This is a genomic window from Paeniglutamicibacter sp., assembly GCF_046714615.1.
In the GTDB taxonomy this organism is placed as follows: Bacteria; Actinomycetota; Actinomycetes; order Actinomycetales; family Micrococcaceae; genus Paeniglutamicibacter.
This window is the reverse complement of the sequence record NZ_JBKKAP010000064.1, coordinates 23565-38062: the sequence shown is the minus strand read 5'-3', so window position 1 is coordinate 38062 and position 14498 is coordinate 23565. Positions and strand designations below refer to the sequence as shown.

The window sequence follows — 14498 nt, the reverse complement described above, 5'->3', positions numbered from 1 at the left end:
GGAACTAGCCTGCGGGCGGCAACGAGCCTAGGCGCGTTGAGGTTGCCCGATAATGGAGAAGTGGGTGGACCGCCCGGCAATCGCGACGGTGTCGTCAGTCGTGGGTGGCCGGTTCGCCGTGGCGACGCTTCCAGATGGCGTGCCCGATGGTCGCGGTCGCCGTCAGAACCGCGCTAAGAAGCAAACCGTATCCGAAGATGGCTGCGTAATTGCCCGTTTCGGCCAACGAAGCCGTGGCGAAGATTCCCAGCGAGCCACCCAGGAACAGCGATGCGGCGAACAAGGAGACGGTCGTCGCACGGGCCTGCGGTGCGACATCGGTGGCCCAGCCCTGCATTGACGAGTGCATGACCGCGTTGGCAACGCCGATCAAGGTCGCCGTCACGGTGACCACCGTCGGCACCGGCCAGAGCATGGAGATCCCGCAAGCCAGCGTCAATACCGTTCCGCCGGCACAGATCAGCTGGGTCCGGGAGAAACGGTGCACCAACATCTTCATGGCGCGGGCCCCGAGAATCACCCCCACGGCATAGCCGGTGGCCAACAGCCCTGCCACCCCGATCCCCACTCCGGCGTGCTGCAGCGCCGGCACGATGTAGGTCAGTGCACCGAGCAACACCATGCCTTCCACCAGGGCAATGACATAGAGGCCAACCGTGGCCCCGGTAAAGGCGCGCCGCAGTTGGAAGCGGCCGCGGACTACTGGAGGGGCTGCGACCTTTGCCAGTGCGAAGAGGATTGTCGAGGCCCCCAGCGCGGGAAGCCCGAAGACCAGCCGCCAATCCACGAAGGTCGCCACGGCTCCTGCACCCAGGGTGGCCAGGGTCGCCCCCAGCGAGGAATAGATCTGCAGGTCCGAGAGCCCCCGAGCGCGGTCGATCCCCGTCCGGGTATCACCCAGCAGCGTGAGCAAGGTCGGATAGAGGGCACCAAACATGAAACCGGTGAATGCCCGGACCACGAGCAACGGCAGGTAGGTCATGAACAGGGTGCTCGCGACGGCGCCAAGCACGGCCCCGAGCAAAGCCGTTCGCAACACTGTCAGCCGACCGAACCGGTCGCTAAGCAATCCCCACAAGGGTTGTCCGAATGCGTAGAAAAGCGCATAGACGGCGACCAGTTGGACTGCCTGGGCCAGTGAAAGATCCGTGAAAGTTGCCAGAGCGACGAGCATGGGCGGGGTGGCGAAGCGGTCAAAGAAAGCCAGGAAGCCGATGGAGCGCAGTACCGGGTCGGGTATCGTGCCCAGTGCTGCGGTCGATTTCTTGGCCATGTATGCGTTCGTCCCTTTCCACGCTCATCTCTCGATACATGTAACCAGACGGGGCAGAAGCAAGCGGTTTTCGTGACGAGGCGCGCGCATCGCCGGCGTCCAGGGTTGCTGCGGTCCGTCGGGACGGGACGCACCGTGAAAGCGCGAAGCGTCGAAGTCTTGAAGAGTGTTCCCAACGGTGGGGCCATGAAAATTCACGGGACAACGTGGCCGGGCGCCTGCAGGGCAGCCTCGACTGCATGCGCCTACCTGCTAAGCCGCATCGGGCAGTCCGAACACACCCGGAACCCAAGGATGGTGAGCGTCGACAACCCAAATGTTTCCCACTATCGATCTCGGTTCAGTAGCCTGCCGCGGACGGGACACGGGAAAGCGAAGCGCAGGCAACCACGAAGATGGCTACCGCGCTTCACCTACCCATACACCCCGGGGCTCAACGTATTGGACGTCTTGCCGGGCTGTCAGCGTCCAAAGATCCTGCCCAGAAAACTGCGAAGCCCGCCGCGGGAACCCAAATGGCCGTCAAGCTCCCACGGACCGGCGGCCGCGTCGGACAACCTGCCATCCTCTCCGTAAAGGACATGCTTGGTGCCAGGGCCAGGGATCTGGGCACCGGCCAGATTCGGGAGCCCGGGGCTTGATGCCGAACCATGCAGGGCTGCAGGCCCCATCCTTGAAATCCTGCCCGCGGTGTTCTCAGGGCGGGGAATTCTGTTTTTCATTGTCATCACCGAGTCCTTTATGCGTACCTCAATTCTAGATTTGTTGGCCGGATCTGAGCATGAAATCCGACAACATCTTTTGCTGTCGCCGTGTCGGTTCACTGGAGCCCGAGATCAGGTTCACGTGCTTGTGGCTTGCTCCAAGTCACATGACGAAAGGTGAATATTTCTTGCGGCGTTTGACGGGTTCCCGATAGTGAACGTCCCCACCTGCCCATGCAGGACGACAAACAAGACCTTGAGTGACGTCAGGGATCGACCGTTGGTCGTCGTGTGTCATCCGGGTTTCGTCGGCCAATTGCGCCTGATTGAATCAAAGGGTACCCATCCAGAGCGGCCGAGAGACCTGGCTTGTTGACGCCGCAGCAAGTTCACGGAGCGGTTCGTGGATCGTGCTTCAGCCATGAACGATGGCGATCGCGCGCTTCCGTTCTCGAACCGGCCTTGCCGTGCCCGTGGGGAGTTGGGCTTGTCGAGTTCTTCGCCACCGAAGTTGTTGAAGGTTCGCGCTTCAAACCAGATGTCCTAACCATTTCGATCGATTCGTTGACACGACCAGGAGCCCACAATGACCACGACGTCCCTCTCCCGCAGCCGGCTCGAGCAGCTCTCGGTACGCTTCGCCCCGCTTTTCGCTGACATCGCCGCAGGCGCCTCGGAGCGCGACCGCACCCAGTCACTTCCCCGCGAACAGGTGGCAGCGTTGGCCGCCGCCGGGTTCGGCGCGGTGCGAGTGCCCGAGTCCCACGGAGGCGCGGGTGTCACGCTGCCCGAGCTCTTCGAGCTGCTGACCGAACTGGCGGCGGCCGACCCCAACATCACCCAGGCGCTGCGTGCACACTTCGCGTTCGTGGAGGACCGGCTCGTCGCCGCCCCCGGCGTGGAACGCGATGCGTGGCTGGCGCGCTTTGTCGCCGGCGAGCTGGTCGGCAACTCCTGGACGGAGATCGGGGTCGTGGCCGTGGGCGAGGTGAACACCAAGGTCAGCCCCGACGGCAACGGCGGGTTCGTGGTCAACGGGACCAAGTACTACTCGACCGGGTCGATCTATGCCGACTGGATCGACACCTACGCCCAGCGCACCGACACCGGCACCCGCGTCATTGCCGCGGTAAACGCCCACCAGCCCGGCGTGCGGCTTGACGACGACTGGGACGGATTTGGCCAGCGCACCACCGGCACCGGGACCTCCACGTTCACCAATGCCGTCGTGACCGCGGAGAACCTCATCGAGTTCGACACCCGGTTCAAGTACCAGACCGCCTTCTACCAGGAGGTGCTGTTGGCGGTGCTGGCGGGAACGGCGCGCGCCGTCGAACGCGAGTTCGCCGCCGAGCTGGCCGCGCGCAAGCGCACCTTCAGCCACGCGGCGGCCGATGTGGCGGGCCAGGACCCGCAGCTGTTGCAAATCGTCGGGGAGGTTTCCGCCGCAGCATTCGTCGCGGCAGGCGCGGTGGAACGCGTGGCCGTTTCCCTGCAGCGCGCCTCCGAAACCGCCGTCGGGATCCACACCGGGGAGGTCACCGAGCAGGAGGACGAGGCTGCCAACGACGCCGCTGAATTGGCCTCGGCCCAGGCGCAGGTGGCACTGACCCCGTTGGTGCTCAACGCGGTGACCCATGCCTTTGATGCGCTTGCCGCCTCGGCCACCAGCACCACCAAGAACCTGGACCGCCACTGGCGCAACGCCCGCACCGCGGGCAACCACAACCCCTGGGTCTACAAGGCCCGCCTGGTGGGGGACCACGCCGTCAACGGCGTGGCCCTGCCGCGGGTCTGGGCCATCGGGGCGTCGAAAAAGGCGTAGTCGGGCGGCGCGGCCTGCGGGACCAGTTGTAAGGCGTGGTCGTCGAGACCTTGAGCAGGCCCGAGCGTTCAAGGATGGGCCGCGAGTACTCCGTCGAGTCGCTGTGGACCAGCTTCTTGCCCTGGGCCAGCGCCGACCGCGCCCGTGCAGCCGTCAAGGCGCGGTAGATGCCGCGCCCGCGGTAGACCTCAAGGGTGGCGCCGCCCCAGATGCCAACGAAGTCGGTGTCAGGCACGGGCTCGAGCCGGCCCGCACTGACCATGCGCCCATCGGTCTCGGCCACCCAGAGCTCCATGCCGTCGTTGTGCGCCAGTCGGTTGATGAGTGCATCGGCAAGACGGGTGTTGGAGGGGTTGCCGAAAGCCTGCTCGACCATCTCGCTCATGGTGCGTACATCGGAATCGCTGGTGATCCGCCGCAGGCCGACCCCGTCAGGGGTCGGGACATCGGCACATAATCCCTCGAGGGCTCCGATCATGATCGATTCTGGCTCGTCGGGCAGGAATCCATGGGCCAGCAGTGCCTCGTGCAGCCCCGGTGCATGATCGTGCCCCCGGCTTTTCCACTCGACGCCGGCGATCGTCGGATCCTTGCGGAAATGGTCGAGCGCCCGGCCGACGAGTGTGGCGATTCCGAATTCGTCAAGGGATCCCAGATCCCGGTACGTAATAAAGCCTCGCCCTCCGACGAACGTCACCAGGCGCAGGGTGTCCAGCAGGTCCACTCGGATCGCGCTGGGCGTTTCGGCGTCGGTGCGGAGCTGGTCGTCGTAGGCCTCGAGGTATTTCGCATGGTCAGTCACCGGTTTCATGCTCTCAGGGCGGTGGGTTCGGCACAACCCCCGTTGAGCGGCGGGAAAGCCCGACGCGAATAGCTCCACATCGAGTCCTGGTGGTTCGTGGGCGGCTATGCACGCAGGCGGATTCGGCATTCAACTTCCCCGAAACGCATGTTTGGCGTTTCCAATGCAGCTTTTTCTGGTCAAGTGCTGGGAAGATCTCCACTTCTTCGCGTACCCTGAAAACGTGAGCACCCCCACATGGAACCGGCCTGCAACACCGGAGAAGAGCGTCCTGTCGCAGGAAGATGCCGAGCAGCTGGACATCATTTCCCTCGGCCGGCGGATCCGGCACCTGCGCAAGGCCAAGGCAATGACCCTTGACGACCTCTCGGAAGCCGTGGGCACCGCGCCCAGCCAACTGTCACTGATGGAAAACGGCAAGCGCGAGCCCAAGCTCAGCATGCTCAAGTCCCTGGCCGCCATCTTCGGGGTCGGGCTGGACGAGCTGCTCGGTGCCGCGCCACCCACCCGGCGCGCCGCCCTGGAGATCGAGCTGGAGCGCGCCCAGCGCGGTCCGCTCTACCAATCGCTCGGGCTCCCCAAAGTGCGCATCTCCTCGCGCACGCCCATGGACGTGCTCGAATCCCTGGTCGGGTTGCAAGGGGAGCTGGAGAGACGGCTCAACGAGCAATCGGCCACCCCCGAAGAGGCACGCCGCGCCAACGCGGAACTGCGCGGCGAGATGAAGGCACGCAACAACTACTTCCCGGCGATCGAGAAGGAAGCCGCGCGCGTGCTCAAGGCCATCGGCCACACCGCCGGGCCGCTCTCGCACCACCAGGTCGCCGACATCGCCTCGCACCTGGGCTTCTCCCTGCACAACGTCTCGGACCTGCCGCACTCCACCCGCTCGGTCACCGACCTGAAGAACATGCGGGTCTACCTCACCCAGTCCCAGCGCTCGGAGCATTCCACCCGCTCGGTGCTGCTGCAGGCCTTCGGCCACCACGTGCTGGGGCACGCCACCCCGGGGGACTATGCCGAGTTCCTGCGCCAACGCGTGGCCACCAACTACTTTGCAGCCTCCCTGATGATGCCCGAAAAGGCCACCGTGGAATTCCTGCAGCGCGCCAAGAGCGCCCGGGAGCTCGCCGTCGAGGACATCCGGGACGCCTTCGCTGTCTCCTACGAGACCGCAGCACACCGCTTCACCAACCTGGCCACCGAGCACCTGGGCATCACGGTGCACTTCCAGAAGGTCCACGAGTCGGGCATCATCCACAAGGCCTACGAGAACGACGGCGTGAACTTCCCGATGGACCACATGGGCGCCATCGAGGGCCAATCGGTGTGCAGGCACTGGACCAGCCGTGAGGTCTTCGACGTGGCCGACCAGTTCAGCGCCTACAACCAGTACACCGACACCACGGCAGGAACCTTCTGGTGCACCGCGCGGACCGAGCGTTCCAACACCGGGAAGTTCTCGCTGAGCATCGGGGTGCCCTACGTGCACGTGAAGTGGTTCCGCGGACGCGACACCACCGAGCGCTCCGTGTCCACGTGCCCGGACGAATCCTGCTGCCGCCGCCCGCCACTGGAACTGCAACAGCAGTGGGCGGGCCAGGCCTGGCCCAGCGCGCGTGCCCAGACGCACCTTTTGGCTGCCATGCCGCAAGGGGCCTTCCCGGGTGTGGACGAGACCGAAGTGTATTCCTTCCTGGCGCAGCACTCGATGGACAAATAGTGTGCCGCGTCACACGTGCGTCATTCTTTCTGCCCGGCACCGCGAACTGGTAGGCATGAGGGGGAAAGCCCGAACCGACTCCCAGTGAAGGGGACCCCACGCCATGCGGTATGTCGTTGGATGCACCGAGGACAAGCGAGGCCGCGAGGCAATCTCGCTGGCCCTTGCCCTGTCCAGGTCGTTGGCAGCACCCGCGCATGCCGAGATCGAACTGGTCCACATCCTTCCCGGGGTACCGCCGGCAGAGGCCGCCACCCGGAGTGAGCGCGTGTACCAGGAGTTCCTTCAGCAGGCCGCCCAAAAATGGATGGACCGGGCCTTTGCGCTCGTGCCCTCCAGCATGGTCGCGCGAACCCAGATCCGCTTTGCCGCGTCGATGGCCGAGGGATTGCTCGAGGCGGTGGCAGCGTTCAAGGCCGACCTGGTCGTGGTGGGAGCCGCCAGCACCGGGCCGCTGCGCCGGTTCACCGTGGGCTCCGTGGCCAACGCCCTACTGCATTCCTCGCCGGTTCCGGTGGCGTTGGCTCCCTCGGGCTACCTCCCGCCCCGGGAAATCACCCGCATCACCTGTGCCCTGGGCACGCGCACCGGGGCGGACTCGGTGCTGGAGGCAGCGGTGGACTCCGCCGCCGTCCGCCACGTTCCGCTGCGGCTGATCTCCCTGGTGGCCATGGATGGCGAGAAGCACCACGGCGACCGGATCGACGCGGCGCGCGTCCACGCCCGGCAGACCCTCGAGACGGCCATCGCGGGCGTGCGGAACCGGACGATTGTCACCGCCGACGTCGCCCAGGGCCGCTCGACCGAAGCCGCCGTCGATGCCCTCGACTGGGACGAGTCCGAAATCGTCCTTCTCGGGTCAAGCCGCCTGGCGGAGCGAAGCCGGATCTTCCTGGGGTCCACCGCGAACAAGATGCTGCGCGCCCTACCGGTCCCCATCGTGGTCGTCCCGCGCTTCTACGTCCCCATCCCGGCGGGCGCCAGCCATGGATTTCTCTAGGATCGCGCGCCCCGGTGGCCCGGAAGTCCGGCAGCTGCTTCCGGAACTGCGCGATCGGGTCCTGGCGCCCATTGCGGTCTCGACGGAGTCCGGCGAGCCGCTCTACCGGCAGCTTCGGCAGGCGCTGGAACACCAGATCCTTGTCGGCACCCTGGTGCCCGATCAGCCACTGCCCTCTTCGCGAGACCTGGCCCGCGAACTGGGGCTTTCGCGCAACACCGTCAACGCCGCCTACCAGGAACTGCTGGCTTCGGGCATGATCGAGTCGCGCTCGCGCCGCGGCTATTTCATCAACACCCAGATGCTGCGCAACCGCGAACTCGATGGCGCCACCGCCACGGCCGAGGGGACGGCCGTCGACTGGTCCCGGCACATCCGTCCGCGCGAGGACGCGGGCATGCCCGAAATCACCAAGGTCCGGAACTGGTCCTCCTACCCCTACCCGTTTGTGGCAGGGCAGGTCGACGAGCGCGACTTCCCGCGCCTGGCCTGGTCGCGGGCGCTGCGCGACGCCCTGGATGCGCCGCACCTGTTCTACTCGCTGCGCGACTCGGTGGACGAAGACGACCCATACCTGGTCGAGGTATTGTGCAAGCGGGTCCTTCCGGCCCGGGGCATCCTGGCGAGGCCGGAAAACATCCTCGTCACCGCCGGCTCCCAGCAGGGGCTGGATCTGTTGGCGCAGACCATGATGGGCAGCGACACCGTGGTCGGGGTGGAGAACCCCGGGTACGTCGATGCCCGGCACACCTTCGCGCGCACCGGGGCCACGCTGCGCCCGCTGGCGGTTGACGAACTCGGGCTGGTGCCGCCCGAGGCGTTCGGGGACCTTGACCTGCTCTACCTCACCCCCAGCCACCACAGCCCCACCAACGTCACGCTCTCGGGCAGCCGGCGCCAACAGATCCTGGCCGGCACCCGCGACGCGGGGGCGCTGATCATCGAGGACGACTACGACAGCGAGTTCCGCTACCGAGGCAAGCCCACCCCGGCGCTGAAGGCCCTGCCGAACTCCGGGCACGTCATCTATCTCGGCTCCTTCACCAAGTTCCTGGCCCCCGGGCTGCGCATGGGGTACCTGGTGGCCGAGGCGGAATTGATCACCGAATTGCGGAACCAGCGGCGCTACAAGATCCGGCACATCCCGGGCCACCCCCAGCGCGCCATGGCGCTGCTGATCGAATCGGGCCAGTATCATCGCACCATCTCGCGGCGCCGCACCCAGCTGCAGCGCAAGTGGCAGGTGCTCACCGAGGCGCTGGAGGAATTCGTGCCCTGGAAGGTCGTTGCGCCCCCGGGCGGGGTCAGTGTCTGGATCACGGGTCCCGCGGACCTCGATTGCGTGCAATTGGCCGCGGAGGCGCTGAAGGCAGGGGTCGTCATTGAGCGCGGGGACGTCTTCTTCGATGACCCCGGCGCCAACCGCAACCACTTCCGCCTGGGATTCGCGGCCATCAAGCTCGAGGCCATCCGCCCGGGCATCAGGGAGCTGGGCCGCGTCATCGCCAAGCTCGCCGGCTAGCGCGGGGCCGGTCCCCGCAATCCGGTGGACCCATTGAACCCTGCACGATCTGGATCTGTGCCCAACGGCGCCCCTGCAGAACAGTGGAAGCTAACGCGGGCAGTTCGCCGCACCACCGCCCGTGCCCGCGCGCCGGCACCCCCCTCCCAACGACAAGGAAGTCGCAATGAAACTTTCCAGCACGCTCGAAAACAACCAGGCCACAGACCCGCAGACCGCCCTTGGCGCAGTGCCGCAACGGGCCGCCTACATTGAAACGGCGGCCATCACCGCCAACGTGCGGGCACTGCGGAAGGTCGCCGCCGGTGCCAGGCTGCTGGCGGTGCTCAAGGCCGACGGCTACGGGCACGGCCTGGTGCCAGCCGCCCGCGCCGCCCTCGACGGGGGAGCGGACTACCTCGGCACGGCCGTGCTTGAGGAGGCCTTCGCGGTGCGCGCCGACGGAATCACCGCACCGCTCTTTTCCTGGTTGGCCGCCCCCGGCGCCCCCTATGCCCGGGCCATCGCCGAGGACATCGAGCTCGCCGCGTATTCGGTGGCGCAGCTGCGGGAGATCGCCGCCGCCGCGCGGGCTGTCGGCGGGGTGGCCCGGATCCACCTGAAGATCGACACCGGCATGTGGCGCGGCGGGGCGACGATCGCGGACTGGCCCGCGCTGTGCGCCGCGGCCCGGGAACTGGAAGTCGCCGGCCGGATCCGGGTGCTGGGCATCTGGTCCCACCTGGCCTGCGCCGATGAACCGGGACACCCCTCGGTGGCGGCTCAGCTGCAGGTCTTCGCCACCGCCATCGACATGGCCCGGTCCCTGGGGCTGGACCCGGCGCTGTGCCACATCGCCAACTCCGCGGCAACCCTCGCGACCCCGGAGGCGCACTTCGACATGGTCCGCACCGGGATCGCCGTCTACGGGGTCAACCCGCTGCCCGTGCAGGAACGCACCAACTGCCCGGCGTTGCGGCCGGCCATGACCCTGGGCGCGGCCGTCGTGCAGACCAAGCGCGCGCCGTCCGGCGCCGGGATCTCCTACGGCCACACCGAAGCCACACAGCGGGACACCACGCTGGCGGTCGTTCCGCTGGGCTACGCCGACGGGGTCTTCCGCAGTGCCAGCTCCGTGGGACCGGTCCAGATCGGCGCGGGGCGGTACCGGGTCCTGGGCCGGGTCTGCATGGACCAGTTCGTCATCGACGTGGCCGACGACGATGTCGCCGCCGGCGACGCTGCGCTGCTCTTTGGCCCCGGGGACGCCGGTGAGCCGCATGTCGAGCAGTGGGCGGAGGCCTCCGGGACCATCCCGTACGAGATCCTGACCCGCGTGGGGACCAGGGTGCCGCGGATCTACGTGTAGCCGCGCTGCTGGTACCTAAAAAGGGAAGCCAATTTGGGTCTGGGAAAGGACCCAGCATGAGGGCAGAGTGATACACACCACACGGCAACGTCGGATGGCGCGGGGATCCCCGGGTGCAAGGAAGCGCCCGGGGCCCTGACAGGAAAACTTTGAATGGAGGGGTCTCGTGACCAACTCAGATATCCGCAATCGTGCACAGCGGCATCTCTACCCGCACTTCACCACAGGCCAGGCGTGGAACGACCCGAACCTGCCCATCATCACGCGGGGCGAGGGAAGCTACCTCTTTGACGAGGACGGCAACAAGTTCCTCGACGGATTGGCCGGGCTCTTCTGCGCCAACATCGGCCACGGCCGCCAGGACATCCCCAAGGCCGCGTACGAGCAGATGTCCAAGCTGGCCTACTGGACCAACTGGGGTTCGGCCCACCCGGCGGCGGTCGATGCCGCCACCTTGATCGCCGGGCTGGCCCCGGGCGACCTCGACGTCGTCTTCTTCGTGAACTCCGGTTCCGAGGCCGTCGAGTCGGCCATCAAGTTCGCCCGCCAGTACCACCGCGGCCAAGGCGAACCCGAGCGCACCAAGATCATCGCCCGCAACATGGCCTATCACGGCACCACCCTTGGCGCCCTGGCCGTCACCGGGATCCCCGCCTACAAGGAGGCCTTCGGCACCCTGATGCCCGGCGTCTTCCACGTCCCCAACACGCTGGGCGAGGTCGTCCCGGAGGGCGGATCCGCCGCGGACCTGCCCTCCATCCAGGCCATCCGCCAGGTCATCGCCGAACAGGGCGCACACACCATCGCCGCGCTTTTTGCCGAGCCGGTGCAGAACTCCCGCGGCGCGCTGGTCCCGCCGACCGGCTACTGGCAGGAATTGCGTTCCATTTGCGACGAGCACGGCATCCTGCTGGTCGCCGACGAAGTCATCACCGGCTTCGGCCGCCTGGGCGAATGGTTCGGCAGCATCAAGTACGGCGTGGTCCCCGACCTCATCACCTTCGCCAAGGGCTCCACCTCCGGCTACGCGCCGCTGGGCGGGGTCATCATCCGCAAGCCGCTGGCCGATGCCATGCTTTCCTCGCCGTTGGCAGGCATCTTTACCCACGGGGCCACCTGGGGAGGCCATCCGGTCTCCACCGCGGTCGCGGTGGCCAACATGACGGCGCTCAAGGAAGAGGACGTCGTGGGCAACGTCAGGAGCCTCGAGCCGTACTTCCAGAACGGACTCGACAAGATCGTTTCGGCGCACACCAGTATCAAGGAATACCGCGGGACCGGATTCTTCTACGCCATCGAGCTCACCGCCAACCGGGACACCGGGCGCGAGCTCACGGCCGAGGAATCCAAGGAACTGCTGACCAAGGTGATGCCCAAGGCCATGCGCGAGGTCAACCTGATCACCCGGCCGGACAACCGCGGCGCAACCATGCTGGTGCTCTCCCCGCCGCTGGTCGCCGACCAGGACGTGCTCGATGACCTGCTGGAAAAGGTCGACCACGTGATGAGTGCCGCCGACAGCTACCTCAAGTCGCCGGCCGTCACCCTGGCCGCGGTCTAGGGTCCAGGGGAGGAAACCGTCTCATGACCATCGCAACGGTGAGACCCGCGGGCGTCGACGAAAACATCCTGGCCCGGTTCCTGGCCGGCTGCGCCGGCGGCTCCCGCGGACCACTCATCCTTGCCGATGGGCACGATCCGCGCGCTCTCGCCGCCGCCGGCGTGCTCAACGAGATCGGCGTGGACACCATCCTGGTCGGCGAGCATGAAGGCATCACGGCGATGGCACTCACCGAAGGCGTCACGATCACCGACGCCACCACCATCATGTGCGTGGCCGAGCTGCGCGACAGCGCCGCCGGGGCCCACTTGGCGGGCAAGGTCGCGGACCTCGGCCCCGCCAAGACCGCCGGGTGGATGGACGACCCGCTGTTCCTGGCGGTCGCGGCGGTTCCTGCGGGGCTGGCCTCGGCCGCCGTCGCCGGGGCCACCCGGCCCACCGCCGACGTGCTGCGTGCGGCACTCCGCGTGGTGGGCACGGACCCCGGCACCGGCACCATTTCTTCCTCCTTCCTCATGCGGCTGGCCGACGGGCGCTATGTGGGATACGGCGATTGCGCCGTCATCCCGACCCCCGATGCCACCCAATTGGCGCACATCGCATGCGCCACGGCACGGACCTTCGCCATCCTCACCGGTGAGGAGCCTGCGGTCGCCATGCTCTCCTTCTCCACCGCCGGGTCCGCGGAGCACGAAAGCATTTCCACGGTCCGCGCGGCAACCGCCCTGGCCCGGGCGGCCGAACCAACGCTGAGGATCGACGGGGAACTGCAATTCGACGCTGCATTGCTTGAATCGGTTGCCGCGTCCAAGGCCCCGGGCTCAACGGTGGCGGGACACGCAAATGTCTTCATCTTTCCCAACCTGGCAGCGGGAAACATCGGCTACAAAATCACCCAACGGCTCGCCGGCGCCCAGGCCTACGGGCCAATCCTGCAGGGGCTGGCCGCGCCGGTCAACGACCTGTCCCGCGGCGCAAGCGTCGCGGACATCGTCAACGTTTCACTCATCAGCATGATGCAGTCCCAAAAATCTTGACCCACCGGTCCGCCCCTTCCGGGGTGACAGGTCTTCGCAAGCGGTGGCATCGCCGCCACCACCCGAGAACGAGGTTAAAATGAAAGCCACAACAGATAAGACGGTGGTGACTCCCATGGCATCGGCATCGCCGGGCTCCGGGCCCGAACAGCCCGAACGCATGGAGAAGACGCTCAAGGCGCGGTGGGTCTGGGCCATTGCCCTGGGATCGGCCGTGGGCTGGGGCGCCTTCATCCTCCCCACCGACTGGATGGCCATGGGCGGTCCCGCCGGGGCCATCTCCGGCTTCATGATCGGTGGCGCCCTGATGGTGCTCATCGCCGTCAGCTACGGGTTCCTGATCAAGTCCTTCCCGGTCTCCGGCGGCGAGCTTGCCTTCGCGCTGGTCGGCTTCGGGCGCACCCACGCCTTCTTCTGCGGCTGGTACCTGACCCTGGGCTACACCTGCATCGTGGCGCTGAACGCCTCGGCGCTCGCCCTGCTCTTCCGCAAGCTCATGCCCGACTTCGTCCAGCAGGGCTACCTGTATTCGGTGGCCGGCTGGGACGTGTACCTGGTGGAAGTCGTCATCTCCATGGTCGCGCTGGCAGTCTTCGCCTACCTGAACATCCGCGGCACCGCACTGTCCGGGCAGATCCAGTTCATTGCCTGCGTCATCATGCTCGTTGCCGTCGCCTGCATCCTGGTCGCCGTCATCGCCAGCCCGCAGGTGGTCTTCTCCAACGCACTGCCGGCCTTCCCGAAGGACGTGAACCCGATCGCCGCCATCGCCGCCATCGTGGCCATCGCACCCTGGGCCTTCATCGGCTTCGACAACGTGCCGCAGGCCGCGGAGGAATTCGACTTCCCGCCGTCCAAGGCCATGCGCCTGATCGTGCTGGCGCTGCTGGCAGCCGCCCTGCTCTACTGCGCCATGATCGCCGCGGTGGCGATGGCGGCACCGTGGGAGGCCCTGGTCGCCGGCGACTCCGCCTGGGGCACGGCCGATGCGCTGACCGGTGTCATGGGCGGGGCAGGCATGTTCCTGCTGACCATCGGCATCACCATGGGCGTGAGCACGGGCCTGAACGGCTTCTACGTCTCGGCCAGCCGCATCCTGCTGGGCATGGGCCGCGCGCAGATGGTCCCGAAGATGTTCGCCCGCCTGCACCCCAAGTACAAGACCCCCTACATCGGGATCATCTTCGTTGGCGCCGTCTGCCTGATCAGCCCGTGGTTCGGCCGCGCGGCACTGACCTGGGTCGTTGACATGTCGGCGGTCGGCGTCACCGTCGCCTACCTCTACACCTGCCTGTGCGCCTACCGCCTCTTTCGCACCACCGGGGCCCCGGTCCGCGAGGGAACCCTCGAGGGCACGAACTCGACCTCCAAGAAGGTGCTCAGCGCGCTGGGCGCGGTGACCTCCCTGGTCTTCATGGGCCTGCTGCTGATTCCCGGGTCCCCGGGCGCGCTGGGCAAGGAATCCATGCTGGCGCTGGCCGTCTGGTCGCTGCTGGGCGTCGTGTTCTTCCTGATGCGCCGCAAGCACAACAAGACGCTCACCGACGACCAGGTGGACATCCTGGTGCTGGGCGCCCCGCGCCCGGAGGGCAGCGAGCTTAAGTCGGCGAGGCCCGCCACGACGACGGGATCCTGAATAGCGGGCAGAATAGGAACAGTACCCAAAAACCCGGCCGCGGCGCGGCCGCAGTCCCCGGCGGGAG

At 66.9% G+C, this 14498-nt stretch carries 10 protein-coding genes; 8 read left to right on the top strand and 2 right to left on the bottom strand.

The window, feature by feature from the left end:
- Nucleotides 1-94 precede the first annotated feature (94 nt).
- Nucleotides 95-1273, bottom strand: a complete 1179-nt coding sequence (locus ACLQ7E_RS07175) for an MFS transporter (protein WP_411731887.1) — start codon at nucleotides 1271-1273, stop codon at nucleotides 95-97.
- Between the two features lie 1290 nt (nucleotides 1274-2563).
- On the opposite strand from ACLQ7E_RS07175, the gene ACLQ7E_RS07170 reads away from it, so the two are divergent.
- Nucleotides 2564-3802, top strand: coding sequence for an acyl-CoA dehydrogenase family protein (locus ACLQ7E_RS07170; protein WP_411731886.1), 1239 nt, complete (start codon nucleotides 2564-2566; stop codon nucleotides 3800-3802).
- On the opposite strand, the gene ACLQ7E_RS07165 is transcribed toward ACLQ7E_RS07170, so the two are convergent.
- The gene (locus ACLQ7E_RS07165) at nucleotides 3747-4613 is read right to left on the bottom strand and encodes a GNAT family N-acetyltransferase (RefSeq protein ID WP_411731885.1); all 867 of its coding nucleotides are present in this window, start codon (nucleotides 4611-4613) and stop codon (nucleotides 3747-3749) included. The genes ACLQ7E_RS07170 and ACLQ7E_RS07165 overlap by 56 nt on opposite strands.
- A 154-nt stretch (nucleotides 4614-4767) precedes the next feature.
- On the opposite strand from ACLQ7E_RS07165, the gene ACLQ7E_RS07160 reads away from it, so the two are divergent.
- The 7 genes from ACLQ7E_RS07160 to ACLQ7E_RS07130 all read left to right on the top strand — a co-directional run bounded on the left by ACLQ7E_RS07160 (nucleotide 4768) and on the right by ACLQ7E_RS07130 (nucleotide 14431).
- Nucleotides 4768-6327, top strand: coding sequence for a helix-turn-helix domain-containing protein (locus ACLQ7E_RS07160; protein WP_411731884.1), 1560 nt, complete (start codon nucleotides 4768-4770; stop codon nucleotides 6325-6327).
- A 103-nt stretch (nucleotides 6328-6430) separates the two neighbouring features.
- On the top strand, nucleotides 6431-7327 hold the full coding sequence (locus ACLQ7E_RS07155) for a universal stress protein (protein WP_411731883.1): 897 nt from the start codon (nucleotides 6431-6433) through the stop codon (nucleotides 7325-7327).
- The gene (locus ACLQ7E_RS07150; protein ID WP_411731882.1) at nucleotides 7314-8849 is read left to right on the top strand and encodes a PLP-dependent aminotransferase family protein; all 1536 of its coding nucleotides are present in this window, start codon (nucleotides 7314-7316) and stop codon (nucleotides 8847-8849) included. Before ACLQ7E_RS07155 ends, ACLQ7E_RS07150 begins: the two co-directional genes overlap by 14 nt.
- Before the next feature lie 166 nt (nucleotides 8850-9015).
- Nucleotides 9016-10197: an alanine racemase gene (alr, locus tag ACLQ7E_RS07145; protein ID WP_411731881.1), complete on the top strand. Its 1182-nt coding sequence runs from the start codon at nucleotides 9016-9018 to the stop codon at nucleotides 10195-10197.
- Between the two features lie 166 nt (nucleotides 10198-10363).
- The gene (locus tag ACLQ7E_RS07140) at nucleotides 10364-11758 is read left to right on the top strand and encodes an aspartate aminotransferase family protein (protein ID WP_411731880.1); all 1395 of its coding nucleotides are present in this window, start codon (nucleotides 10364-10366) and stop codon (nucleotides 11756-11758) included.
- A 23-nt stretch (nucleotides 11759-11781) separates the two neighbouring features.
- A complete protein-coding gene (locus ACLQ7E_RS07135) occupies nucleotides 11782-12795 on the top strand; it encodes a phosphotransacetylase (RefSeq protein ID WP_411731879.1) in 1014 nt (337 codons plus the stop codon).
- A gap of 79 nt (nucleotides 12796-12874) precedes the next feature.
- Complete coding sequence (locus ACLQ7E_RS07130; protein WP_411731878.1) at nucleotides 12875-14431, top strand: APC family permease; 1557 nt, start codon at nucleotides 12875-12877, stop codon at nucleotides 14429-14431.
- Nucleotides 14432-14498: the final 67 nt, after the last annotated feature.

Coding starts and splice junctions, on each gene's coding strand:
- ACLQ7E_RS07175 (WP_411731887.1), bottom strand. CDS start 1,273: ATGGCCAAGAAATCGACCGCAGCACTGGGCACGATACCCGACCCGGTA.
- ACLQ7E_RS07170 (WP_411731886.1), top strand. CDS start 2,564: ATGACCACGACGTCCCTCTCCCGCAGCCGGCTCGAGCAGCTCTCGGTA.
- ACLQ7E_RS07165 (WP_411731885.1), bottom strand. CDS start 4,613: ATGAAACCGGTGACTGACCATGCGAAATACCTCGAGGCCTACGACGAC.
- ACLQ7E_RS07160 (WP_411731884.1), top strand. CDS start 4,768: ATGCAGCTTTTTCTGGTCAAGTGCTGGGAAGATCTCCACTTCTTCGCG.
- ACLQ7E_RS07155 (WP_411731883.1), top strand. CDS start 6,431: ATGCGGTATGTCGTTGGATGCACCGAGGACAAGCGAGGCCGCGAGGCA.
- ACLQ7E_RS07150 (WP_411731882.1), top strand. CDS start 7,314: ATGGATTTCTCTAGGATCGCGCGCCCCGGTGGCCCGGAAGTCCGGCAG.
- alr (WP_411731881.1), top strand. CDS start 9,016: ATGAAACTTTCCAGCACGCTCGAAAACAACCAGGCCACAGACCCGCAG.
- ACLQ7E_RS07135 (WP_411731879.1), top strand. CDS start 11,782: ATGACCATCGCAACGGTGAGACCCGCGGGCGTCGACGAAAACATCCTG.
- ACLQ7E_RS07130 (WP_411731878.1), top strand. CDS start 12,875: ATGAAAGCCACAACAGATAAGACGGTGGTGACTCCCATGGCATCGGCA.